The following is a 23,533-nucleotide window of genomic DNA, read 5'->3' on the forward strand; positions in this document are numbered from 1 at the left end:
TCCTTGCCGTGCCGACCGGTAGTGTCCGGCTCAGTTATTTGACGTGGATGCGGAAATGCAAGGTCCCGTCGGGATCGATACTCTGGAGTGCCTGGCTGATCAGAGCGCTGATATCGACATGGGGTGAGCGGGCGACCGCATCGGTCACCACGGGCTGTAGTACGGGCGCCAGTGGGGCGAGGCCCGGGCCGATCTTGTTCAGCAGATCGGTCAGGTTGTCGAGGAACGGGACGAGTCCGTCACCGGTGAAATAGTTCGGCACCGGCTGCTTCTTGGACAGCACGGAACCCGATTCGACGATCTCGGTCAACGAGGTGCCGAACAAGCCGAGTTGCGGGCCGGCGGTACTCAGCGAGGGACCGAGCCAGTCCATGTTCGCGCCCATGGCCTGCATATCGGCGAACAGTTGCCGGATGGTGTCCGTGCGGCTGAGGAGGGTGGCGGCGAGCAAGTCGGAGGAGCGCTGCAGAGTCTGCATCGCCTGGTCCGTGCCTGCCAGGGCAGTGTCGAAGGTGCCGACCAGACGCGAAATCGACTCGGGGTGAATCTGATTCAGCAGCTCCACTGCCCGCGACGAAAGCTGAGTGATGGTCATCGGCAGCTGAACCCGATCGGTGGTGACGACGTGCCCGTCCTTCAGGTACGGTCCGGCATTACCTTTTCCGCCGCCGCTGGTCGTCGCGAATTCGATGTACGGCTCGCCGAGTGCCGACAATTGTTCGATATGGACGTCGCTGGTGACGGGGATGTGATAGGTCTTGTCGATTTTCAGCTGGACGAGCACTCCGGATGCCTGCTTGCGCACCGCCTCGGCGTTGCCGACCTGAACGCCGTCGAACAGCACCGGCGAATGCGGTCCGAGCCTACCGGAGTTGTCCAGATGCAGCGTGGCGGTGAAATAGGACTTTCGCGGATCGACATGCAGGACTCCCACCGTCATGTAGACGACACCGAAAACGAGGACCGCGGCGATCGCGGTGAGCGAAACGATCGAACGAATCTTCATCGGACCGCTCCGATCATCCGCAGGGCGTCGATGATGCGGCTGGTCTGTTCGTCCGGACTCATGCCCGCGACGGGCTCCGGTGCGACGTCGACGCCGATCAGGTTGATCTTCGGACCGTGGTCGACAAACGGGATGATCTTGTTCTGGATCAGATCGATCAGTTTCGCGAAATTCGACGGTGAGCCGGTGTCCAGCGGCGCACTGCCGAACAATACGGGGACAACCGCGCGCATCGCCCCGTCGGTCGAATCCAATACGGGGCCGAGCCATTTCGTGGATGGGGCGAAGGGTCCCAGCGCGGTGAGCACGAAGATGACGCCGATTTCGGCATTCATCACATCGGTGGTGTGCTGTACGCCCTCCGGGGTGAGCAGCGGATCCCACGTCGGCATATGGTTCAGCAGGCCATCGTCGACGGTGGCCTGGATACCACCGACCACCGCGTGGATCGAATCGGTGTGTGCCGCCAGGTCGTCGAGGTCCCTCCCCAGCACATCGGCGATCCGCGCGGTATCGGCCGGATTCTCGAGCATGATCCCGTTCATCTTGTGGACGATGTTCTGGATGTCGTTCACGGCTCCACTGCCGACGAATGTCGCCAGCTGGGCGAGGATGTCTTCGATCGGCAGCTGTTGCCGGGTATCGGAGAGCGGGATGGTGGCATCCGGCGCGATCTCGCCCGCGGTCGGCGCGGGCGGTTCGGTCAGGGCGATGTGGACGTCACCGAGCGGTGTCTCCTGCCGCAGTTGCGCGGTGGTGCCGACCGGGAGCCGGACCGAGGTGCGGATGGCGACATCGGCGATCACGTAGCCCTTGCGGGCCGGTGTGGTAGCGGTGGCGGGGACCGGATCGACGAGAATGACACCGGTCAGCTGCCCCACCCGCACGCCGTCCGCGATGACCTTGGCGCCCTGCGGAAGATTGAGCACATCGGCGAATTCGATGCGCAGGTGATAGGTCGGCCCGCCGACACCGGTGCCGGGCACGGGGATATCGGCAGGCTGGAAATCGCACGCCGTGGCCGGCACCGCGATCGTGGCGGCGATCAGCGCATGGGCGGCGATCCGGCGGGTGGTCAGGGACGGTCGTTTCATTTCGCGCTCACTGCCGCCAGCAGTACGGGGAGTGCCGGAACGGTCACCGCGCCGTTGCCGGTGGACTGGCACTGCTGCCCGGCAACGGCTTTCAAGGCCGCGCAGATCTGGTCGGTCTGCTGTTGGGGCAGGGCGAGTTTCGGCGGTGCGTAACCGATGGTGACCTGTCCGCCGACCGGATCGATCGCACCGGTGAAACCGGCGGCGATACTCGGTGCCATGCGGATGATGTCGGCGAGTGAGCCGACCCCGGACGAAATCAGTTGTGGTAGATCGGGGATGGTGTCCAGGGCCCGCAGTGCGGGGGACCCGAGGGTCATGATCACCTCGTTCAGTTCGGGCAGCAGCCCGGCGAGTGCGGCCACGAGATCGATCACGGGCGGGAAGGCCAAAGTGTTGATATCGCTGAAGGTCTGGGTCAGCCGCGGGATGATGGTCGCCAGATCGGACCAGCCGTTGTGGGCACGGTGGGCCAGATTGCTGAGATCGTCGAGGAGTTGGCCGAGATGGCCGACGGCCGCATCGGGGGATTCGAGCGCACGGCTCAGCTGCAGGATCAGGCTGTTGATCTGTTCCCCGGTGCCGTCGGTGGCGCGGTCGAGGGTATCGATGCCGTCACCGAGGGCGGTGCGCTGTGCCGGATCCTTATCGGAGTTGAGCTGATCGGACAGTTTCGCCAGGGCATCGAAGGTTTCCGAAAGGCTTTTGGGCGTCAGGGTTTTGGTGATGCAGGTGCCTGGATTCCAGCCCGCCCCTTTCGGTTCGGGACCGATGAGTGCCAGATTCCGATCGGCGAGGATGGTGTTGCTCACCGTCACCGCGCCCACGTCCGGCGCAAGCTTGCGGTCAGCGCGAACCGTGAACCGTACGCGTGCCGTTCCGCCCTGCGATTCGACGTCGGTGACCTTGCCGACCTGAATTCCCATGATCGTGACCGCGCTGTCCTGGTAAAGGCCGATGGCGTCGGGCATATCTGCGCAATAGCTGCGCACGGCCGGCTCGGACTTGGTGAGTTTCAGTCCGATACCGGGCGCCAGGACGAGGACGAGAATCACCGCCGCCGACATCAGCCCGCGCGACCCGAGGATCCTGCTCGACATCAACATCCCCCTCCGGGCACCGGCACACATATCCCGGTGATAGTGGCGGCGGACTGGTCGACGGTCACGCCGCCGCCGGGCTGGACGAAGGGCAGCAGGCGCTGTTCGAACGAGCGCAGGGAATCGAGGAGTGTGTTCATGCGGCCGCCGAGTTCCTGCAGTTTCGGGATCGCGTCGACGAGTGGCTGGGTCTGATCGCGCAGCGAGTCGTCCCAGATCCGGCCGAGCGGGGTGAACTTCTGCAGTAGCTGCGCGAGCCCGTGCAGCGCCCAGCTGAGCTGATCGCGGTTGTTGGCCACGATGTTCTCCAGCGTGCCGAAGGTTGTCATCAGCTGAACGAGGACGTCGGAATTCTTGTCGAGCGCCGTCAGGTATTCATCGCTCAGCGACAGCGTTTGGGATATGTCCGCGTTCTGTTTGTCCATGATGGCGACGATGTCGCCGACCGCGCGGATCGCGTTGCGAACGGAGTCCGGACTCTTATCGATCGAATCCGACAATACGGCGAGGTCCCGGCGGATGACGTCCCCGTCGGTGTTTCGCACGGGCTCGATGGCGTCCTGAAATGCCTGCGTCAGACGATAGGGGAGAATAACCCGCTGCATGGGGATGACCTTGTCGCCGAGCGGGCCGGTCCCGGCCGGTTGTACGGCCAGATAATATCCGCCGACAATGGTCAGCATGCGGACGGCCAGTGTTGTCTGATCGCCGACGAAGACATTGCTCTCGACAGTGAATGTCATCCGTACCCGGTCGGATAGCAATTCGAAAGACTTCACCTTACCGGCGGGAATTCCGGCGATGCGTACATCGTCGCCGATGCGGACGGCACCGGCCTCGGCCAGCTCCGCGGAATACGTACGCTCCGGTGTGGTTCCGACGATATTGACCACCCCGATGGTGGCGACAAGAATCAGTACCGCGATTATTCCGGAAATACCCCAACGCAGTTGTGCGCCGCGTTCGCTGCGGCTGGTGAACAGTGCTTGTAGGCGATGTCGCATTCGTGCGGCTATCGATGACATAGCGTGATCCTCTGTCCGGCGATGAGTACCTGCAGCGGCTCAGGTGCGACCGCAATGCCATGCGAGCAGGTCATATTCGCGTCGGGTCCGGTTGGCGGGATGGTCGACGCCATGGTCTGAATCAACCCCGGCAGCCGGCCGAGCACCTCGATGGCCTGGTGTGAATTCGGAAGTACCCGATGGAGCAGCTCATCGAGATCCTTGTTCTTCTCGCCGGTGACGCCCAGTACGCTCAACAGATCCAGGAGCGGCCGCAACATCGGCGGGATTTCCAATCCGAATTGGACGAGGCCGGGTAATTTATCGGTGATCGTGATGAACAATGCCGTCAGGTTATTCATCAGTCTCATCGCATTGCCGGATTTTCCGGCCATGTGGGCGGAAACCTGCGCGAAATTATTGACCAAGGTTGACAGCACCTGCTGACGATCGGAGGCATACCGGCTCAATCTATCGATGGCATCGAGGGCCGGTCCGATTCCGTTGCCGTCGCCCTGCAAGACGGCGAGCATACTGTTCGCGAATTGGTTCAGATCGTCGGGCGACAATTGTGTCAGCACCGGCTGCAATCCGTTGAACAGTGTTGTGATGTCGAATGCCGGGACAGTATGCGCAGTATCGAAAATCGAGGCCGGCTTGCGGCGGTCACCCGGCAGATCGGGCTGCTGAATTTCGAGATAGCGGAAGCCGGTGAGGTTCTGGTAGCGAACGGCGACTTTGCTTTCGGTGTACAGCGGGTGGCTCGTGCTCACCGTGAAATGGACCCGGGCGAGTGCACCGTCCAACTCGACATCGCGGACCTTTCCGACCTGCACGCCGTACAGGCGGACATCGTCGCCGAGTCGCAGTCCGTTCGCATCGGTGAAGATTGCGGTATAGGTGTCGGTACGGCCGCCGACCGGTCGTTCGATCAGCCGGAAGACGCCGACCAGGACGACGGCCATGGCGACGACCGAAATCATGATGCGGATCCAGAGCCAACGTGTCGACATCAGCGCCCTCCTGCGCCGGGTTGGTGAGCGAGAAGCGCCGACAGCGGTGCCGACAGTCCGGGCACGGTGGTGAGGTCGATTCGAGCGTCGAGCACTGGACCAGAAGGAGAGTCGTGGAATGCTGCGCGGAGCCGGGCGAACAGTTCACGCATATCGTTGCCGGAGGGTTCCGGTGTGTCGACCGAAGCGGCCACCTGATCGAGGATCGCGATGGCGATAGGCATCAACCCGCCGAAATAGCGCTGCGACGTGTAGAGCGTGTCGGTCGCCGCCGGGAGCATGAGAGTTTGCACCTTGGCGAACATCTCCGAGAAACGAGTGATGTCTTCCTCGGTTTGCAGCTGCTGGTTCGTCAGGTCCGAATGCAACAGTTCCGCGGCTCCGGCCAGCAGTGCGGGTACGCCGGTGAGGGCTGACCCGTACTGGTCGAGCAGGAACGACGGGAGCAGCTGTTGGGTTTCGGTGTAAGAGCGAAGGGTGGTGCCGATCGCCTGCAAAAGCGGGGTGAAGGCGCTGATGTCGTGTGACATCTTGTGCAGCAGATCGGTGAGCCTGGGGGTGAGTACGTCGTCGGTGAGCTGACCGGTGGACTCGAGTAGCGCGGTCAGTGTGGCATCTCGTACTCGGTCGGCATCGCGGCCGGTCAGATCGACCAGGGATCCGTCGCTCAGGGGTCTGCCGCCGTCGATCGAGTTCAGTTGCAGCGTGGTGATTCCGAAGAGATTGCCGGGTGCGTAGTCGATGGTCAGCGCGTCGGTCAGACCGAACAGCTGGGATTGCTGCAGGTCCAATCCGATGCGCTGGCGGCCGGATCCGGCGATGGCGACCGAGGTGACCGAGCCGACCCGGACACCGTCGAGCCGGACGTCGGTACCGGGCGCGACCCCGACGCCGATACGTGGGGTGAGGAGGGTGACCTGGATGTCGTCGGCTGGTCGGCCGTCGGGGATCACGCGCCAGCCGACGACGGTCAGCGCGACGATCACGACGGCGCCGAAACCGAGGATTCGGGCCCGGCGGGGCCCGACTTCGGTTCCGGGCAGGGCGTAGGCAGGCATGAGGTTATCCGGTGAACGTGATGGGGGATTGGAATCCCCAGAGAACGATGGTTGTGAGCATGTCGAGGGCGATGATCGAGACCAGGCTGGCTCGGATCGCGCGCCCGGAGGCGATTCCGACGCCCTCGGGGCCGCCGGTGGCGAAAAATCCTTGGTAACAATGGATCAGGACCACGGCGAGGGCGAACACCATCACCTTGATTGTGGCGGCGACGACGTCCCAGCCCAGCACGAATTGATCGAAGTAGTGGTTGTAGGTTCCGGCCGGGGTACCGTGGATCGTGGTCACGATCAGTTTGCACGACAGATAGCTGAGAATCAGTGCCACCACGAAAGCCGGTGCGACCGAGACGATTCCGGCGATGACGCGGGTGGTGACGACAAACGGCACCGATCGCACCCCGAGCGATTCGAGTGCGTCGATTTCCTCGGAGATGCGCATGGAGCCGATTTCCGCGGTCATCCGGCAGCCGGCCTGGGCGGCGAATCCCACTCCGGCTGCGATGGGCGCGAGTTCGCGGGTGACGCCGAAGGCCGAGATCAGGCCGCTGAGTTGTCCCAGCGACAACAGATTGAGCGCGCTGTAGGCCTCAATCCCGATGGATGCGCCCATCGCGGCGCCCATCAGCAGCATCAGCGGCACCACGCCGCCGCCGATGATCACCGACCCGCGGCCCCAGGTCATATCGGTGATCACCGCGAGCGTCTGGCGCCGGTAGTGCACCAGGGTGTACGGCAGCGACGACAGCACCTGCCAGCCGAATCCGAGGACAAATCCGATCGACTCGAACGGGCTCATCGGACGGATCCGCTTCCGGATGCGGTTGGCCCACCGCAGGCCGGGCGGGGTGTACGGCGTCGCCGTCATCAGGCCATCCTCACCGGAAAGAACATTGTGACCCCCTGGGTGATGGCGGTATTGAGGACGGTGACCGCAGCAACGGACATGACGACGGCGGCGTTGACCCCATCGGCTACCCCGCGTGGTCCGCCCCGCGCCTCGAGTCCCCGCTGGCAGGCGATGACAACAACCAGGAAGCCGAAGATCAACGCCTTGATCAGCGACACCCAGATGTCCAGCGGCGTGGTGAACGCGCCGAACGACTGCCAGTAGCTGCCCGGGGTGACATCGAGGGCAGTGATGGCGACGGCGAAGCCGGACGCGATGCCGACGGCGACGATCAGGACGTTGAGCAGGGGAGCGATGAGCATCATCGCCACGAGCCGGGGAACGACCAGGCGCTGGACCGGGTCGATACCCATGACGCGCATGGCATCGACCTCTTCCCGGATTGTCTGTGCGCCCAGATCGGAGGCGATCGCGGCGGACCCGGCGCCGCCGAGCATCATCGCGGTCGCCAGGGGTGCTCCCTGCTTGATCACGCCCAGCCCCCCGGCGGCGCCGATCATCGAGTCGGCGCCCAGCTGGGACACGATATTGCCGACCTGGGTGGACACGATGACCCCGAACGGAATGGCCATCAGCACGCTCGGAATCGCGGTGACCTTGATCAAAAACCATGCCTGCGCGAGCGTTTCGTGAGTGCGGAACCGCATCCGCAGCGCGTCGGTGACGCCGATCCGGGCCGCCTGGCACCCCATCCGCAAGGCGCGGCCGAAGGTGGCGAGGCTGGAGAGGACGGTGTCGGAGAAATTGCGGCGCAGTGCCGCGTGAGCCTGGGGTTGTTGCGCCACGGGGCGCATATTCAGATCAGTGGTCGACATCGAACCTCTTCGCGTGTCCGCCGAGCTATGCGGCAGAACGTACCATATGACCTGTACCACATTCCAGACATGTATCCAGAAAGGTGCTCTGGTCGGTTGGTGGCCGGTCCGTTTCTCTCTTTGAGCTGTTCAGAGGCGTGGCAGCTGTACGGCTGTCACATCACGGCGGGTCGCGTCGTGTCCGATGGACCCGTTCGGCGGTAGTAGCTGCCGAGGCGTTCTATGAAGCCGTTGTGTGTCGCAAACACATCCGCTGCGTGGACCTATCGGCCGGACTTGGCCAGTGGGTTGGTGCCGCCACCGGCGCGGCCGCGGCCGGATTCGGGGGAGACCGTTTCGACGGTGGTGGCCGCGGCGACAATGTCGGAGTAGCGACCGAGAACCAGAAGTCTTCGCCGCAGGGCGTGTATGGATTGGCGCATCGGTCTTCTGGAGGGTGCGGGCTCTCGGGTGGGGCGTCAACGGGGCGCGGCGATCGCACAGGTGGCTTCAACTGATGGAGCAGCATCGGCCATACAGTGAAGAGCTTTCGTGTACGGTGTGAGATCGGTCAGTTGTTCGGTCTGCTGTATGTACACATGTCCGATTCGCGGTTCGCCGCAGGACGTACAACGCATCAGGAGCGAGGAGGTGGGCCGGAACTCGTCGAAGGAATCGAGCATATGGAGATCACCGCCGCAGTGGCCCGGGGCGCCTCAGCGCCCTTCTCGGTCGAGCGTTTGACGCTCATGCCGCCGGGAGCCGATGAAGTTTTGGTTCGGATCGTCGCCTCGGGGATCTGCGCATCGGATTTGACGGCGAAGAAGAACTTCCCTGCCGAAATGCCGATCGTTCTCGGTCATGAGGGTGCCGGAGTTGTCGAGCAGGTAGGTGCGAACGTCAAGGGTGTGACGGTGGGGGATCATGTCGTGGTCACATTCGACAGTTGTGGTTCCTGTGTGCGATGCGAAGGCGGTCTACCGGGATATTGCGAGGATTGGGTCGGCTTGAACGCGGGCCGATTCGGTGCCGAATCCCCCCTGGTGAACGGTGAAGTGCCTGTGGTCGGCGGGTTCTTCGGGCAGTCCAGTTTCGCCTCACATGTCCTTGCTTCGGTGCGAAGTCTCGTGGTCGTTGATCGCGACGTCGATCTGGCGATGATCGCAGGCTTCGCCTGCGCGATCCAGACCGGTGCAGGCACGGTGGCCAACGTGCTGCGGCCAGGCTCGGAATCGTCGCTGGTGGTCTTCGGTGTCGGTGGTGTCGGTATGGCCGCGGTGATGGCGGCCAGAGCGCTCGGGGTCGGAACGGTGGTGGCGGTGGATCTGTCGGCTCCGCGACTGGACCTCGCGCGGGAGCTGGGTGCCGACTTCGCCATCGATGGCGATGCCGACGATGTGGCAGACAAGTCGCGGCCGCGACCAAAGGAGGGGCCACCCACGCCCTGGATACGACCGGACTGGCTTCGGTGGTCGCTCACGCCATTGATTCGCTGGCTCCGCTGGGAACGTTGGCTGTTGTTGCGCTCGGCGAGCCGACCCTGCCGATCGAGGTCGCGAAGTTGATCGGTCAAGGTAAGACTCTTCGCGGTGCCATCGAAGGTGACGCGGAGCCGCAACGGTTCATACCCGAACTGATCGAGTGGTATCGGGAGGGCCTGCTGCCGATGGAGAAGATCGTGCGAACTTATCCGTTCGGCAACATCAACGACGCTGTCGCAGCAGCCGAGAGCGGTGCAGTTATCAAGTCAGTATTGGTCTTTCCTTCTTGACTCCGGCACCGAATCAGGACGGTGGCTCACCTCCTGACCGGCCACTGCGGCCTCACTATCGCGAGCGCGACCTGGTGCCGAATGGGCCCAGATTCGACCAGATTCACGAAAGGGATCTCATGTCCGGTTTGTACCCCTGCATCCACGTCGACACCGGCTTTGTCGAGGTGGCTCCTCATCGCTTCTCCAACAGCGTCGACCTGAACATCACTCCCGGGCAGCTGTTTCAGGTGCTCGGTGACGCCGGATCCTGGCCGAAATGGGCGAAGGTGATCACCGGGGTGCGCTGGACGAGCCCCGAGCCGCGTGGTGTCGGCACCACTCGAACAGTTTCCATGCGGGCCGGCATCACCGGCAACGAGGAGTTCCTGGCGTGGGAGCCCGACAGCCACATGGCATTTCGGTTCAACGAATGCTCCACCCGCGGGATCACCGCCTTCGCCGAGGACTATCGAATTGTGCCCACTACAGCTGGATGCCGACTGACCTGGACTCTGGCTATGAGCGGAGACACAGTGACAAACTTGTCGATCAAGCTTGTCCGGCCATTGATGAACCTGGCCTTCCGATGGTTTCTGCGTAACCTACGGAAATTAACGGATTTGCAATTCGCATCAACCCCGGCGTGAGCGCGAGCCATCGTCAGTGTGACGAGTCCTCCGCGGCCAGATCCGAATTCATGGTTGACGACGGACTGATCGCCGCGGAGCCGCACAAGATGTAACAGCCCGTTAGATCTGTCGTAACCATGGCGGCCCGTCTCACCGCGGATGAGCGAGGTAGTGGCACCGGTTTCGCCGAGAATCGGAAAGATGATCGAAACCGCGATCACAGTGGATGCCGCGGCCCGGCTGCGGCTGCCGACGCACAACGGCCATGCCCTGCTCGCGGGCTTGTGCGCCGGCACCGCCGCGCCCCGGTCATGACGCTCGGCGACACGGTGCTCACCGGCGCCGGTCAGGTTGCCGGGCGGCATACGGCACTGCACCCGATGGGTGACTGGACGATCACGTGCATGTGCTCGCCGACGAAGGTATCGCGAATTTGGTGATCGAACCGCAGGCCGCCTTCGTTCAGCGGGCCCGGGATCTGGGCGATTGCGTTGGTCCGCACGCCGATGACTCAGGGCATCCCGGAAGACTTCCTGCAGATACCCCTCGGACGTGCCGCCGACGCGAGCGAGGTCGCAAACCTCATCGTTTACCTCGCCAGCGACGAATCCGGTTACGTCACGGGCGCGGAGCACGTCATCGACGGCGGTCTGATCGTCGGCGTGCCGCACAAGCCGTTCGGATGACCGGACGTGGAACTCACCTGTAACCGCCACGGAAGGAATGGATTATGACGAGACGGTTGGCTGGGCGGGTTGCCCTGATCAGCGGCGGCGCTTCGGGCATGGGCGCTTCTCATGCGCGGGCCTTCGTCGCGGAAGGCGCTTCGGTCGTGATCGGCGATATCGCGGACGAGGGCGGAGCCAGGCTGGTGGATGAACTTGGTGACCAGGCTGCCTACGTCCATCTCGATGTGACGCGGTCCGAAGATTGGGACATTGCCGTCGCCGAGACGGTCCGGCGGTTCGGCGCACTGAACGTGCTGGTGAACAATGCGGGCATCTTGGACGGTGGAGCATTGGGCGCCTACACCGAGAAGCAGTGGCAGCAGGTGCTGGCGGTCGACCTCACCGGCCCGTTTCTTGGTCTGACGGCGGCGCGCGATGCACTTGTCGCTGCCCAGCCGTCATCGGTGGTGAACATTTCGTCGGCCGCCGGGATCCAGGGCGTCGCCGGAATGCACGCCTACACAGCGTCGAAGTTCGGGTTACGTGGATTCACGAAATCCGCTGCCCTGGAACTGGCTCCGCATGGCGTACGTGTCAACTCGGTCCACCCGGGCGGGATCCTCACCCCGATGATCGGCGCGATGGCCGGCGACGTCACCGTCGATCGGGATGGGAACACGCTGGCCCGTCTGGGTTTACCCGAGGAGGTCACGAGCCTCGTCGTCTTTCTGGCCAGTGCGGAATCCAGTTACTGCAACGGAGCGGAGTACGTCGTGGGATGGCGGCATGACCGCAGGATCCACCTTCGGATGACGCGGACCCACGAATCAGTATGCGATGAAGAGGATTTCGTCGCGGGTGTACCGATGCTCTGGGTGTTTCTCAGCGAGGTGGGCTCGAACCTGCTCGACAAGGTCGTCCTCGTCTGTGCCGCGGATGTACTCACCGCACGGGCAACTGAGGCGAGTCTTCTTCATCATCATCTCCTTGTCTGACGTGCTCGGGTTGCCGTGCAGGTCGGCCCTTGTCCGGTCAGCGGCGATCGAGTATGCGCTGTACGAGTTGTTCGGGTGAGCGTTCGCCGCGAGAATCGGCGGCGTACCAGGTTGCGGCGTCGAACAGGGCGGCGGTGTAGATCGCCTCCAGGTTCTGGATGATCGTGGTGTCGGGGAGCGGCCCCAGCGCGGCGCGGATTCTGCGCTGTATCTCACCCGCTGTCCGCGCACGCAGGCGAAGCACATCGAGGGCGTCGGATCTGACATCGTGCCCGCTCCCGGAATTCATATGTCCGGATATCGCCCGTGCACGCGGCACCGAGATCAGTTGGCGCCACAGTACTTCCGAGATCAATTGCGCATCGCATCCGAAGTATGCGTGCGCGGATGAGAGGTTGACGCCAGCCTGGCGGGCGATGGCCTGAACGGTGAGGCTCCCGAAGCCCTCTCGGGCGATGACGGTCCGAGCCGAATCGAGTAGCCGATCGAATATCTCGGCCGGATCCGTCTCGGGGTGGTCGGGCAGCTGACCTGCAGCAGACAGTAGATCGGACATATGTCCGAACGATAGTCTTGTCTGATGTACAAGGCAAGGGACCGTCTTGTCGGATAGGTGATCGCACGTTGCGGCCGGATCGTCACCGGTCGAGTTTCAGGTCGTGCCGGAAACGCTCCATGTCACGGATTTTCTCGGCTGTGGTCGCGGCGGGCCCGGAGTAGAACATCCAGGGCATGGTGAGGATGTGAGTGATGCCTCCGCTCTCGGCGCGGGCGTAGTCGGCTACGGTCACGGCGTCGGTCAGGGGCGCCATGATCGTGTAGTCGTTCATGGACAGCTCGGCTGCTGCCCGGTACCGGCGTATCCGGTCCGCGGTTTCCAGTGCCCTGTCGATAGTGGTCAGGTCGCCGATCCAGCCGTCGTATCGCGCGGCGCGTCGCAGCGCTAGGTCGGAGAGGCCGCCGATGTAGACCGGGATCGGGGGCGCTGGGGGGCTCATCTCCAGCTTCGGAGCTTGGAAGAATTCGCCGGTGAATTCGGTCCAACCGGGCTGCCACAGCAGCCGCATCAGCTCGATCATTTCCTCGGTGCGTTTGCCTCGGTGCTCGAACGGCTGATCCAGCAATTCGAATTCCTCTCTGCACCAGCCGACTCCGATGCCGAGCTCGACTCGACCGTCGGCGAGCAAGGAGGCCGTGCCGATCGCCTTGGCCGCGGAATAGGGATTACGCAGGGCGGGTACGTACACGGTGGTGACGAAACGCAGCCGGTTGGTGATCTGGGCCAGGCTGCCGATCAGAACCCAGGGATCGGGCCAGTCCGCGAACGGCTTCCAGCGTCGGTCGCCGTTTCTGGTGTACGGGTAGGGTGTGTGCAGGTCGGCGAGGTTCACCACGTGATCGGGTAGACCTAGGCCGTCGTATCCCAAACTGTCGGCGGCGCGAGCGATGTGCAGTATTTCGCGCGTTTCCAGAAATCCTGTGCTGATGTAGAACTGCATGTGTGCTCTCCGTGAGGCTGGGCGTCGGGTTGTGCTGGACCGCAATGGTCACGAGTCCTGGGCGATTGGGAGTCCTGCTGCCGAACCGGTGCCGCGAACACGCCGGGTGCGGTGACCGAACCGAGTGGCTCCGCAGCCGGTATCCGTTCTTAGCGTTCGGTGATCGTGTCCACGGTGATGCCCAGCCCGACGGCGAGCTGCCGGATCGCGGAGCCCACGCAATGCTCAGCGCCCCTGGTCGCAGCAGCACGGGAGGTTTCGTCGAGAGGCCTTCCGAAGCCCATGACCTCGAACATGACCGTCGAGCCGTCGTAGATGGTGTAGTCGGCGACTTCCATGCAGCCGACCTGCTCGAGGGGCACGTTCCCGTCAGTGCGACGTAGGTCATTGGCAAATCCGGGATCGCCGCCAGTGCTGAACAGGCTCGAATCACCGTGCCGCGCAGCCTCTTCGACGCGAGCGATGTACTCTTGGGGCTGCACCTGCCACAGGTATTGCAGCAACCCGGGGGCCGAGCCCCCGATGTATACCCTCGCCGCGAGAATCCGCCGGCAGTCCTCGATCGCCTCCTGCAGGCGGGTGTCTCCTATCGCGTAGTAGCCGACGCACTTCGGTTCGGTCGAGGGCAGTGCATCGAGGTCGCCGCCGCCCGCTGTGCCGGTCGAGGTGTCGAGATCCGCGACCTCGCCGGGTGTCGACACGTACCCGCCGGTCAGCTCATAGCGGGGGCTTTCGATGAGGCCGGTGAGGGCAAGGCGGCCGACATTCCCAGTGTCGACGTGGGCGGCACGGATGGGCATGAATTCTCCTCCGAATCGTGGATCAGTGCTGGTCAATAAGTGCTGTCCAAGAGTCTGATCATATTTCCGGACAGTAGTCTGGATCATGTTCTAGTTGGTATGTTAGCGTGACCGCCATGGGACGTGTAGACGGCAAAGTTGCACTTATCAGTGGCGGGGCGCGCGGGATGGGCGCCGCGCACGCGGAATTACTCGTGGCCGAAGGTGCCAAAGTCGTCATCGGCGATATCCTGGACGATGACGGTAAAGCGGTCGCCGAATCACTCGGCGACGCAGCGCGTTACGTCCACCTCGATGTCACCGAGCCGGTTCATTGGGAGACAGCGGTGAACGAGGCGCTCGACGCGTTCGGGAAGCTCGATGTCCTCGTGAACAATGCCGGTATCGTCAACCGCGGTCCGTTGGGAAAGTTCGATCTGGTCAAATGGCGTCAGATCATCGACGTGAACTTGACCGGCACCTTCCTGGGGATGCGAGCCGTCGTGGAACCGATGGTCGCCGCGGGCGGCGGGTCGATCATCAACGTCTCCTCGATCGAAGGACTGCGCGGCGCGCCTTGGGCGCACGGCTACGTCGCATCGAAGTGGGGCGTGCGCGGCTTGGCCAAGTCTGCCGCACTCGAGTTGGCGCCGCACAACATTCGCGTCAACTCGCTGCACCCGGGCCTGATCCGGACGCCGATGACGGAGAACATTCCCGACGACTTGGTGACCATTCCGTTGGGCCGGCCCGCGCAGCCCTCGGAGGTCGCCACGTTCGTGCTCTTCCTGGCCAGTGACGAATCCTCGTACGCGACGGGCTCGGAGTTCGTCATGGACGGCGGACTGGTCGCCGCCGTACCGCACAAGACCTCTTGAGAGCGAGCAGCCGGACGGACCTGGACCATGATCGAATCGATACGGGGCGGCATCATGGCGGCGCGTGAACACGAGAACGCGTACTTCGCCGAATTGATCGGCGGCCCCGGCGAATACGGAGGAACTGATGGCTTTCGCCCACGGACTCGAACCTGACTTCACTACACTGCCGGTGGGGCGGTGACCATGAGCGAGATCGTGTGTGGCGTTATCGCCCGGACGGCGGGCGCGCCGGTCGAATTGGCCGACATCACCATTCCGGATCCCGGGCCGCGCGATGTGGTCGTGCGGGTGCTGGCGTGCGGGGTGTGCCACACGGATCTGACCTACCGCGAGGGCGGCATCAACGACGAGTTCCCGTTCCTGCTCGGACACGAGGCGGCCGGGATCGTGGACCGGATCGGCGATTCTGTCACCGAGGTAGAGGTCGGCGACTTCGTGGTACTGAACTGGCGGGCGGTGTGCGGGCGGTGCCGCGCGTGCCGTCGCGGCCGCCCCTGGTACTGCTTCGACACCTACAACGCCGAGCAGAAGATGACTCTCGGCGACGGGACCGTCCTGACGCCCGCGCTCGGGATCGGAGCGTTCGCCGACAAGACTCTGGTGCACGAGGGGCAGTGCACCAGAGTGGATTCCACGATCGATCCGGCGGTCGCCGGTCTGCTCGGCTGCGGCGTGATGGCTGGACTCGGAGCCGCGCTGCATACCGGACAGGTGGGGCGTGGCGACAGTGTGGCGGTCATCGGCTGCGGCGGAGTCGGAGCGGCCGCCGTCGCCGGGGCCGTGCTGGCGGGAGCGACGACGATCATCGCCGTCGATCGCGATCCGGCCAAACTGGCTGCCGCGGCCGAGTTCGGCGCTACGCATACGGTCGACGCGTCCGTCGAGGACGCCGTGGCTCGAATCCAGGAGTACACCAACGGTTTCGGCGCCGATGTCGTCATCGACGCGGTAGGGCGTCCCGAGACCTGGGAGCAGGCGTTCTACGCGCGCGACCTCGCGGGGACGGTGGTGCTGGTCGGCGTGCCGACGCCGGACATGCGGATCGACATGCCGCTGCTGGACTTCTTCTCCCGTGGTGGAGCCTTGAAGTCCTCGTGGTACGGCGACTGCCTGCCGGAGCGCGACTTCCCGACCCTGATCGAGCTCTACCGGCAGGGACGGTTGCCGCTGGAACTGTTCGTCTCCGAGCGCATAGCTCTCGGCGAGGTCGAAAAGTCCTTCGACACCATGAAATCGGGGCGGGTACTACGATCGGTGGTCGTGCTGTGACCGAGGTATCCGTCCGCAGCGTCGGCGCGGTCCGTATCGATAGGGTTGTCACGTCGGGCACCTTCGCACTCGATGGCGGCAGTTGGGACGTCGAGAACAACGTCTGGATCATCGGCGACGATAGCGAGGTCGTCGTCATCGACGCCGCACACGACGCCGAGTCGGTCCTGGCGGCCGTGGACGGGCGGACCGTGCGTGCGGTCGTCTGTACCCACGGGCACAACGACCACATCGGAGCCGCCGAAGAGCTGTCGGCTCGCACGGACGCGCCCGTTCTTCTGCATCCCGGTGACGAAATGCTGTGGCGGCGTGTGTATCCGGAGTTCGCGTTCACGGAACTGGCGGACCGCGGTCGTATTCCGTTGGCGGGCACCGAGCTCGAGGTCATCCACACTCCCGGGCATTCACCGGGATCGGTGTGCCTGTGGGGCGCGGAGCTGAAGGTTCTCTTCAGCGGCGATACGTTGTTCGCTGGCGGACCCGGTGCGACGGGCAGGTCATACTCGGACTTTCCGACCATCGTCGATTCGCTACGCGACCGCGTATTCACCCTCGCCGGAGATGCCGTCGTGCTGACCGGGCATGGGGTGGGAACCGATCTCGCGACCGAGAGTTCACACCTCGACGAGTGGATCGCCCGCGGATGGTGATCCGTAGAAAGGTTTTCGCATGATCCAGGCCGATTTCGCCGCTCGTGCCGGGGACCTGTTCGCTCTCGCCGAACAGGTCCCCGGATTCATGCCTCCCGGGGAAGGCCGCGCGCTCTACGACGCGGCCCGGGCTTACGCCGGTGACGGCACTATTCTCGAAATCGGTACCTACTGCGGCAAATCCGCCATCTATCTGGGTGCTGCCGCCTTGGAAACCGGGGCCACCGTCTTCACCGTCGACCACCACCACGGGTCCGAAGAGCACCAGCCCGGCTGGGAGTACCACGACATCTCGCTGGTGGATCCGGAGACCGGCGTCTTCGACACCGTGACGGCCTTCCGGCGCAGCCTCGTGCGCGCCGGACTCGCCGAGACCGTTATCGCCATCATCGGCTCCTCCACGGTCGTCGCCCGCATCTGGCGCACACCGCTGCGTGTGCTGTTCATCGACGGCGGCCACACCGAGGAAGCCGCTCAGCGCGATTACGAGGGGTGGGCCCATTGGGTGGCGATCGGCGGCCTGCTGGCCATCCACGACGTCTTCCCGGACCCGGCCGATGGTGGCCGGGCCCCGTTCGATATCTATTGCCGCGCTCTGGATTCCGGTGAGTTCCAAGAAGTCTCGGTGACGGGTTCGCTGCGGATCCTGCGGCGCGTCGCTGGCCCTGACCAGGGGGTTGCGGACAACGGGCACTGACCCGGACCCACTTCTGTCGGCCATTTCGCGCACAGCGCGAGTGGTCGGCGTCAGCGGGGGAGCGCATCGCGGAAGATCCCGTTTCCGGCCGTGGTGCGCGACAGCGCGTCCGCGGCCAGGATGACCGCGGCGGCGGTCCAAGTGGTTCGTTCCTCGGGCCAGCGTTTGCCGTCGGTGAACACCATTCCGGTCCAATACGATCCGTCCGATTCACGCAGATGCTGCATCTCGGTGAAGAGCGTCGCGGCGGTGGCGGTGTCACCGTCGGCGTCGAGCGCCAAGACCAGTTCGCAGGTTTCCGCGCCGGTGACCCACGGCGCGTCGGAGACGCAGCGGATGCCCAGGCCGGGGACTACGAATTCGTCCCAGTGACGCCGGATCCGGTCGCGGCCCTGGGGACCACGTACCGCGCCACCGAGAATCGGGTAGTACCAGTCCATGGAATAGCGGCTCTTGTCCAGAAAGGCTTCCGGGTGGTCGCGCAGGGCGCTGCCGAGGCGGCGGCGGGCCGCGGCCCAGTCCGGCCTGGGATCGCCGAGGCGCTCGGCCAGGGTCACCGCACAGCCGAGGCTGTGGAAGATGCTGGAGCAACCGGTGAGCAGGGCCTCGCCCGAGCTGCCGGATTCGCTTGCGGACCAGTGGATCTCGCCGTGCTCACCCTGCTGCAGGCCCAGCACGAACTCGACCGAGGCGCGGACGGTGGGCCACATCTCGGCGGCGAATCCGGAATCACCGGTGACGGTGAGGAAATGCAGCACACCGGTGGCCAGGTAAGCACAGAAGTTGGTGTCGGCGTCGTGGTTCTCGATGACGCCCTGCCGGAACTGCATCGGCCATGAGCCGTCGTCGCGCTGGGTCTTGGCCGACCAGATGTAGGCGTCGCGAGCCTCATCCCACAGCCCGGCGACAGTGAGCGCCATGGCCGACTCGACGTGATCCCAGGGATCGGTGTGCCCGCCAGTGAACCAGGGCAGGGCACCGTCGGGTTCTTGTGCGGCGGCGATGGATTCACCGCTGCGCAAGACTTCGCGGCCAGTTAGGACGCCGGGCACGGCGGGCAGCTCAGCATGCGGCACTGCGCACCGCCGGTTTCGTGAAGTAGAGGGCGACGGACTTGCCGATGAAGGGGTTGAGCATGCGTTCGGCCGTGCGGGTGAGCGCGGGCGCGGACATCATGTCCCACACCAGCATCCGGTGATAGGCCGTCACCGCCGGATGCGCGTCGTCGGCGACCCCGACCGCGCACTTGAGCCACCAGAACGGGGAGTGCAGGGCGTGCGCGAACTCCTGGTGGATGTGGCGCACGCCGCGCGCGGTGATCTTGTCGCGCAGCTCGTCTGCCCGGTAGATGCGGACGTGGCCGCCTTCGTTCGCGTGGTACTTGTCCGAAAGCGCCCAGCAGACGCGTTCGGGCAGCCAGCGGGGGACCGTGACGGCCAGTGCGCCACCAGGTTTGAGGACGCGCACCAGCTCACTGATGGCCTGCTCGTCCTGCGGGATGTGCTCGAGGATCTCCGAGGCGATGACCACGTCGAATTCGCCGTCGCCGTAGGGCAGGTCGAGCGCGTCGCCGCGCACGGTCTCGGCCTTCGCGTACTCCGGCACCTCGCCGGCCGCGGCCATGGCCTCGAACATGACGCCGACATCGGCGAGGTCGGTGGCGTTCTGGTCGAAGGCCACGATGTCCGCGCCGCGCCGATACGCCTCGAAGGAGTGCCGCCCGGCCCCGCAGCCGACATCGATCACGCGTACTCCCGGGCCTACGCCCAGACGATCGAAATCGACGGTCAGCATGTGACCTCCAGTCTGTTGGTGATGGGTGTCGAAGAATGAATCAACGGTTTGTTCCGACGACCGGTGCTCGGCGGCCGTGCCGCTCGACCGCTTGCTCGTAGACCGCGACGGTCTGTGCGCCGACGGCGGCCCAGCTGAACACCTCCAACGCACGCCGCCGTCCTGCATTTCCCATGTGGTGCAGGCGATCCGGATCGCGAAGCAGCTGGCCCAGCGTGTGGGTCAGGGCCGTCGCATCGCCGGGCTCGACCAGCTCCGCGCAGGCGCCGGTGACCTCGGGCAGCGCCCCTGCCCGGCTGGCGACCAGGGGCGTGCCACTGGCCATGGCCTCCACGGCCGGCAGCGAGAAACCCTCGTACAGGGACGGAATACAGGCGACCTGCGCCGAGGCGAGCAGCTCGGCGAGTCCCTCGTCGCTCAATCCGCTGACAGCGGTGACGATGTCGGCCAGCCCCAGTTCGGCGATGAGCTTCTCGGTCGGCCCGTTGGGCTCCAACTTCGCCACCAGCCGCAGCTCGATGTCATGGGTATGACGCAGCCGGGCAACGGCTTCGAGCAGATGCGCGATGCCCTTGAGCGGCTTGTCCGCGCTGGCTACCGCGACGATGCGGCCCCGCACCCGAGGCGTCTCGCGCGGCTGGAACAGCTCGGTGTCCACGCCCAGCGGGACCGTGTGCAACTGCTGTGGCGGCACCCCGAAGTCCTCGGCGATATCGGTCGCCGACGACGAGGACACCGTGATCAGGTCCGGAATCTGCCGTGCTACCCGCTGCTGCATGCCGAGAAATCCGTACCAGCGCCGCACGAAGGGCTTGCGCCGCCACGGTGCGGCCGCCAGATCCACCGACCGGTCGCGGGTGATGGGATGGTGGATTGTCGCCACCACAGGCAGGTGCCGGGCGATATCGAGCAACCCGTAGCCGAGGCACTGGTTGTCGTGCACGACATCGAAATCCCGTGTGCGCGACCATAACAGCCGCGCGGCACGCAGACTGAACGTCCTGGGCTCGGGAAAGCCGGCGGTCCACATGGTGGCGAGCTCGAGCAGATCGATCCGGTCGCGGATCTCGCGCGGATGGGGTGTGCGAAAGGGATCGTCGTCGCGGTACAGGTCCAGGCTGGGCACCTCCGTGAGCCGCACGCGCGGATCGAGGTGTTCTGGATAGGGCTGGCCGGAGAAGACCTCGACCTCATGGCCGAGCTCCGCCAGCCCCTGACTCAAATATCGGACGTAAACCCCTTGCCCCCCACAGTGGGTCTTGCTGCGGTAGGACAACAGGGCTACGCGCATCGACCCTCCGCCCGCAGCGGTTCCGCGCACTCGAATCCGGCGGGAATGGACGGCGCTGGCACAGCTTCCTCCTGAAAGGCCGACGTCTTTGTGGACCGAAATGTGCGGGACTCATCGCCGCCGGCGACGGTAGCGGACGCGGCACGGCTGCTCCAGCTGCACCACCATTTTGGAGTGATCGTTGCGATAGGTGTCCGAGGGCTGGGCCAGTTCGAACTCCCAGTCCCGCAACAGAATGGAGAAGATCGCCTTGAGCTGCATGAGCGCGAACGGCGCCCCGACGCAGCGATGACGCCCCGCGCCGAAGGGGATCCAGGTCCAGCGATTGACGATGTCCTCTTGCCGCGGATCGAGGTAGCGGCTCGGATCGAAGGTGTCCGGATTCGGGAAGTCCTCCACGATCCGGTTGGAGATCGCGGGCGTGGCGGCCACCATATCGCCCGCAGCGATCCGGTTGCCGCACACCTCGAATTCATCGCGCGCGATGCGCATCAGAATGATCAACGGCGGATGCAGGCGCAGCGCCTCCTTGAGTGCGGCCTCCAGGTTCGGAATCTGCCGCAGCGCATTGTGACTGACCTCCGAACCGTCCGCGTACAGCTCGTCGAGCTCGGTGACGACCGCCGCCAGTGTCTCCGGGTGGCGCAACAGCTCGATGATCGTCCAGGCCGCGGTGCCGGAGGTGGTGTGGTGGCCGGCGAACATCATGGAGATGAAGATGCCGGTGATCTCGCTGGCAGAGAACCGCGGCGACCCGTTCTCGTCCTTCACTGAGATCAGGACGTCGAGCATGTCGCGGTCGTCCTTGCCGGTCGGCGGGTTCGCCTCGCGTTGATCCATGATCGCCTGCACGAGTTCGACCAGCTTGGTGCGGGCTTCATCGCGGCGACGGAAGCTCTCGATCGGCGCGTAGGGATCGACGTAGGCCAGGGCATCGGTGCCCTGCTCGAGTTCGTGGTAAAGATGCGCGAACCGGGAGTCGAGCTGGTTGCGGAACTTCACACCGATAAGGCAGGACGAGGAGGTGTAGATGGTCAACTCGGCGAAGAATTCGAGCAGGTCGATCTCGCCCTCGTCGTCCCACTGAGCCAGCATCTGGTCCACTTCGCGGGCGATGGTGACGGCGTGCCCGCGCATGTGGTCGGCACGCAGGGCCGAATTATGCAGCATCTCTTTGCGGCGTTCGGGTGGAGCGTCGAAGACGACGCCCTCGCCGAAGATCGGCTTCATGAACGGGTATGCCGCACCCTGATCGAGGTCCTCGTCACTCGCGCGGAAGAAGAACTCGTTGGCCTCCGCGCCCGACAGCAGGATCACATCGCGCCCTGCGAGCACGAACGACCCGACATCACCGCATTCGGCGCGAACTCGCCGCATCAGCGCGATCGGATCGGTGCGGAACTCCTCCAGGTGCCCGTACTCGTCCTCGCCCCCGGACACTCGCTGCGGCTTGACCAGCGTCATTGGAAATCCTTCCCGGAATACCTGTCCAGACACATGATGGACATGTGTCTGGACAGTACTACGGTTGCCGCTGCGCGACAAGACTCCCGCTGTTTTGCCGGGTCGGTGCCGCCCAATGGTGCTCGACACGGCTGGCAGTGCGCTGATCTCGTCGTCCGGGGAATCGATGGGCAGCGGTTCGCGAAGTCCGCTCGTGGCCCAGCTGTGAATGCCGTCGGGCACACGTACCTGTGCGATGCGCGCGGCGTGCACGACGTCCACATCGCCGCGGAATGTGCCGTCGCGTTGCGCATGTTCGACTAGTCGTTGGGAGAGGAGGGCGATGTCGGCTTGCGCCGCAGCGTCTTTCGGGGGCGCGCTGCTCGACTTACTGGCTTGTTCCCGGCGTTCGACCGTTTCGAATCGGGAAGTTTCGCTGCCGCGCGCCAAGTGAAGGTGGAAACGGCGAGCGGATCATTTCTCTACGCCTGGACAACACTGTCCACGCTCAACATCGTCGGGTGGGAGCATTCGGACGCGACGAGCCGGATGGACGAAGGATTCGTCGTCGTCGCCGCCGTCCGGCGATCAGCTGCCGGCGCCTGGATCGGCCAGCAGGCGCCGCGCAGAGATTTCCAGCAGGTCGGCGACCTCTCCGTAGGAGAGCAGGCCCATGCCTGCCTGCAACAGTGCGCCGGAGTAGAGCAGTTCCAGCATCGAGAGCCGTTCGGAGTCCTGGGATCCGAGCGCATCGGCGAGTCGGCTGCGAATCTCCCTGCCGATGCGCACCCGCAGATGCTGTACGTCGGGATCGTCGCCGAGCAGGGCATTGCTGACCGCGCTCGCCAATGCTGGTTCGTTGGCCACCAACATGGAAATCTGACGCAGGACCGCGACCACGCGTGTGGCCGGGTCCTCGTCACGAGTTTCCAGTGGTGGAGCGGCGATCAGGCGGCGCCAGTACACCTCCGAGATCAGATGCTCCTTGGAGGAGAAATACGTGTAGGCGGTGGCTGTGCCGACACCCGCAGCGGCGGCGACCAGTCGTATCGTTGTGCCGGAGTAGCCCTCGCGGGACAACACATCGACTGCCGCGGCGGTCAGGCGATCGACGGTGTCGGCCTGCTTCCCGGTGAGACGCCGTCGAGTTGCTTCGATACCGGTAGATGCGAGTTCGGACATGTGTCTGGATCCTACTGTCTCATG

General features: G+C 64.6%; 23 protein-coding genes and 3 pseudogenes. 8 read left to right on the top strand and 18 right to left on the bottom strand.

Features of this window, described 5'->3' with window-relative positions:
- Positions 1–34 precede the first annotated feature (34 nt).
- The 9 genes from ON44_RS14365 to ON44_RS50190 all read right to left on the bottom strand — a co-directional run bounded on the left by ON44_RS14365 (position 35) and on the right by ON44_RS50190 (position 8,422).
- Positions 35–1,006, bottom strand: coding sequence for an MlaD family protein (locus ON44_RS14365; RefSeq protein WP_040690162.1), 972 nt, complete (start codon positions 1,004–1,006; stop codon positions 35–37).
- The gene (locus tag ON44_RS14370; protein WP_040690165.1) at positions 1,003–2,100 is read right to left on the bottom strand and encodes an MlaD family protein; all 1,098 of its coding nucleotides are present in this window, start codon (positions 2,098–2,100) and stop codon (positions 1,003–1,005) included. The genes ON44_RS14365 and ON44_RS14370 overlap by 4 nt, the downstream gene beginning before the upstream one ends.
- Positions 2,097–3,200: an MlaD family protein gene (locus tag ON44_RS14375; protein WP_040690167.1), complete on the bottom strand. Its 1,104-nt coding sequence runs from the start codon at positions 3,198–3,200 to the stop codon at positions 2,097–2,099. The genes ON44_RS14370 and ON44_RS14375 overlap by 4 nt, the downstream gene beginning before the upstream one ends.
- The gene (locus ON44_RS14380) at positions 3,200–4,225 is read right to left on the bottom strand and encodes an MlaD family protein (RefSeq protein WP_083897865.1); all 1,026 of its coding nucleotides are present in this window, start codon (positions 4,223–4,225) and stop codon (positions 3,200–3,202) included. Before ON44_RS14380 ends, ON44_RS14375 begins: the two co-directional genes overlap by 1 nt.
- On the bottom strand, positions 4,213–5,217 hold the full coding sequence (locus ON44_RS14385) for an MlaD family protein (RefSeq protein WP_040690171.1): 1,005 nt from the start codon (positions 5,215–5,217) through the stop codon (positions 4,213–4,215). The genes ON44_RS14380 and ON44_RS14385 overlap by 13 nt, the downstream gene beginning before the upstream one ends.
- On the bottom strand, positions 5,217–6,275 hold the full coding sequence (locus ON44_RS46760; protein ID WP_051182007.1) for an MlaD family protein: 1,059 nt from the start codon (positions 6,273–6,275) through the stop codon (positions 5,217–5,219). Before ON44_RS46760 ends, ON44_RS14385 begins: the two co-directional genes overlap by 1 nt.
- Before the next feature lie 4 nt (positions 6,276–6,279).
- Positions 6,280–7,143 (bottom strand): ABC transporter permease, encoded by an 864-nt coding sequence (locus ON44_RS14395; protein WP_040690173.1) that lies wholly within the window; start codon positions 7,141–7,143, stop codon positions 6,280–6,282.
- Positions 7,143–8,000, bottom strand: coding sequence for an MlaE family ABC transporter permease (locus ON44_RS14400; protein ID WP_245567150.1), 858 nt, complete (start codon positions 7,998–8,000; stop codon positions 7,143–7,145). Before ON44_RS14400 ends, ON44_RS14395 begins: the two co-directional genes overlap by 1 nt.
- A gap of 263 nt (positions 8,001–8,263) precedes the next feature.
- Positions 8,264–8,422, bottom strand: a complete 159-nt coding sequence (locus ON44_RS50190; protein WP_157187148.1) for a hypothetical protein — start codon at positions 8,420–8,422, stop codon at positions 8,264–8,266.
- Between the two features lie 306 nt (positions 8,423–8,728).
- Here ON44_RS50190 and ON44_RS14405 point away from each other — a divergent pair.
- From ON44_RS14405 to ON44_RS14420, 4 genes and pseudogenes are all read left to right on the top strand, one after another.
- Positions 8,729–9,750: pseudogene (locus ON44_RS14405) on the top strand (NAD(P)-dependent alcohol dehydrogenase).
- A gap of 128 nt (positions 9,751–9,878) precedes the next feature.
- Positions 9,879–10,379, top strand: a complete 501-nt coding sequence (locus tag ON44_RS14410; RefSeq protein ID WP_040690224.1) for an SRPBCC family protein — start codon at positions 9,879–9,881, stop codon at positions 10,377–10,379.
- 473 nt (positions 10,380–10,852) lie between these two features.
- Positions 10,853–11,047 (top strand): annotated as a pseudogene (locus tag ON44_RS14415) (SDR family oxidoreductase); the annotation flags it as partial.
- A 44-nt stretch (positions 11,048–11,091) separates the two neighbouring features.
- Positions 11,092–11,842 (top strand): annotated as a pseudogene (locus ON44_RS14420) (SDR family oxidoreductase).
- A gap of 14 nt (positions 11,843–11,856) precedes the next feature.
- Here ON44_RS14420 and ON44_RS54465 read toward each other — a convergent pair.
- The 4 genes from ON44_RS54465 to ON44_RS14435 all read right to left on the bottom strand — a co-directional run bounded on the left by ON44_RS54465 (position 11,857) and on the right by ON44_RS14435 (position 14,323).
- Positions 11,857–12,012 carry a DUF1059 domain-containing protein gene (locus ON44_RS54465; RefSeq protein ID WP_063721564.1) on the bottom strand — a complete coding sequence of 52 codons (156 nt, stop codon included), beginning with the start codon at positions 12,010–12,012 and terminating at the stop codon, positions 11,857–11,859.
- A gap of 49 nt (positions 12,013–12,061) precedes the next feature.
- Complete coding sequence (locus ON44_RS14425; RefSeq protein ID WP_040690179.1) at positions 12,062–12,580, bottom strand: helix-turn-helix domain-containing protein; 519 nt, start codon at positions 12,578–12,580, stop codon at positions 12,062–12,064.
- Between the two features lie 82 nt (positions 12,581–12,662).
- Positions 12,663–13,523, bottom strand: coding sequence for a TIGR03619 family F420-dependent LLM class oxidoreductase (locus tag ON44_RS14430; RefSeq protein ID WP_040690182.1), 861 nt, complete (start codon positions 13,521–13,523; stop codon positions 12,663–12,665).
- A 149-nt stretch (positions 13,524–13,672) separates the two neighbouring features.
- Positions 13,673–14,323 carry a hypothetical protein gene (locus ON44_RS14435; protein WP_051182008.1) on the bottom strand — a complete coding sequence of 217 codons (651 nt, stop codon included), beginning with the start codon at positions 14,321–14,323 and terminating at the stop codon, positions 13,673–13,675.
- A 116-nt stretch (positions 14,324–14,439) separates the two neighbouring features.
- Here ON44_RS14435 and ON44_RS14440 point away from each other — a divergent pair, with 116 nt between their 5' ends.
- The 4 genes from ON44_RS14440 to ON44_RS14455 all read left to right on the top strand — a co-directional run bounded on the left by ON44_RS14440 (position 14,440) and on the right by ON44_RS14455 (position 17,799).
- Positions 14,440–15,180: a glucose 1-dehydrogenase gene (locus ON44_RS14440; RefSeq protein ID WP_040690183.1), complete on the top strand. Its 741-nt coding sequence runs from the start codon at positions 14,440–14,442 to the stop codon at positions 15,178–15,180.
- Between the two features lie 186 nt (positions 15,181–15,366).
- Positions 15,367–16,452, top strand: a complete 1,086-nt coding sequence (locus ON44_RS14445; protein ID WP_040690228.1) for an S-(hydroxymethyl)mycothiol dehydrogenase — start codon at positions 15,367–15,369, stop codon at positions 16,450–16,452.
- Positions 16,449–17,102, top strand: coding sequence for an MBL fold metallo-hydrolase (locus ON44_RS14450; RefSeq protein WP_040690185.1), 654 nt, complete (start codon positions 16,449–16,451; stop codon positions 17,100–17,102). Before ON44_RS14445 ends, ON44_RS14450 begins: the two co-directional genes overlap by 4 nt.
- 19 nt (positions 17,103–17,121) lie before the next feature.
- Positions 17,122–17,799 carry a class I SAM-dependent methyltransferase gene (locus tag ON44_RS14455; protein ID WP_051182009.1) on the top strand — a complete coding sequence of 226 codons (678 nt, stop codon included), beginning with the start codon at positions 17,122–17,124 and terminating at the stop codon, positions 17,797–17,799.
- Positions 17,800–17,849: 50 nt separating this feature from the next.
- Here ON44_RS14455 and ON44_RS14460 read toward each other — a convergent pair whose 3' ends face one another.
- The 5 genes from ON44_RS14460 to ON44_RS14480 all read right to left on the bottom strand — a co-directional run bounded on the left by ON44_RS14460 (position 17,850) and on the right by ON44_RS14480 (position 23,509).
- Entirely contained in the window at positions 17,850–18,875 is a 1,026-nt protein-coding gene (locus tag ON44_RS14460) for a prenyltransferase (RefSeq protein WP_040690187.1), read from the bottom strand.
- Positions 18,862–19,593: a class I SAM-dependent methyltransferase gene (locus ON44_RS14465; RefSeq protein WP_040690189.1), complete on the bottom strand. Its 732-nt coding sequence runs from the start codon at positions 19,591–19,593 to the stop codon at positions 18,862–18,864. The genes ON44_RS14460 and ON44_RS14465 overlap by 14 nt, the downstream gene beginning before the upstream one ends.
- Positions 19,594–19,633: 40 nt before the next feature.
- A complete protein-coding gene (locus ON44_RS14470) occupies positions 19,634–20,884 on the bottom strand; it encodes a glycosyltransferase family 4 protein (RefSeq protein WP_040690192.1) in 1,251 nt (416 codons plus the stop codon).
- Positions 20,885–20,995: 111 nt separating this feature from the next.
- Positions 20,996–22,348, bottom strand: coding sequence for a lanosterol 14-alpha demethylase (gene cyp51, locus ON44_RS14475; RefSeq protein ID WP_040690231.1), 1,353 nt, complete (start codon positions 22,346–22,348; stop codon positions 20,996–20,998).
- Between the two features lie 567 nt (positions 22,349–22,915).
- Entirely contained in the window at positions 22,916–23,509 is a 594-nt protein-coding gene (locus tag ON44_RS14480; protein WP_040690194.1) for a TetR/AcrR family transcriptional regulator, read from the bottom strand.
- Between the last annotated feature and the right edge of the window lie 24 nt (positions 23,510–23,533).

Source organism: Nocardia vinacea NBRC 16497, from assembly GCF_000308835.1.
GTDB lineage: Bacteria > Actinomycetota > Actinomycetes > Mycobacteriales > Mycobacteriaceae > Nocardia > Nocardia vinacea.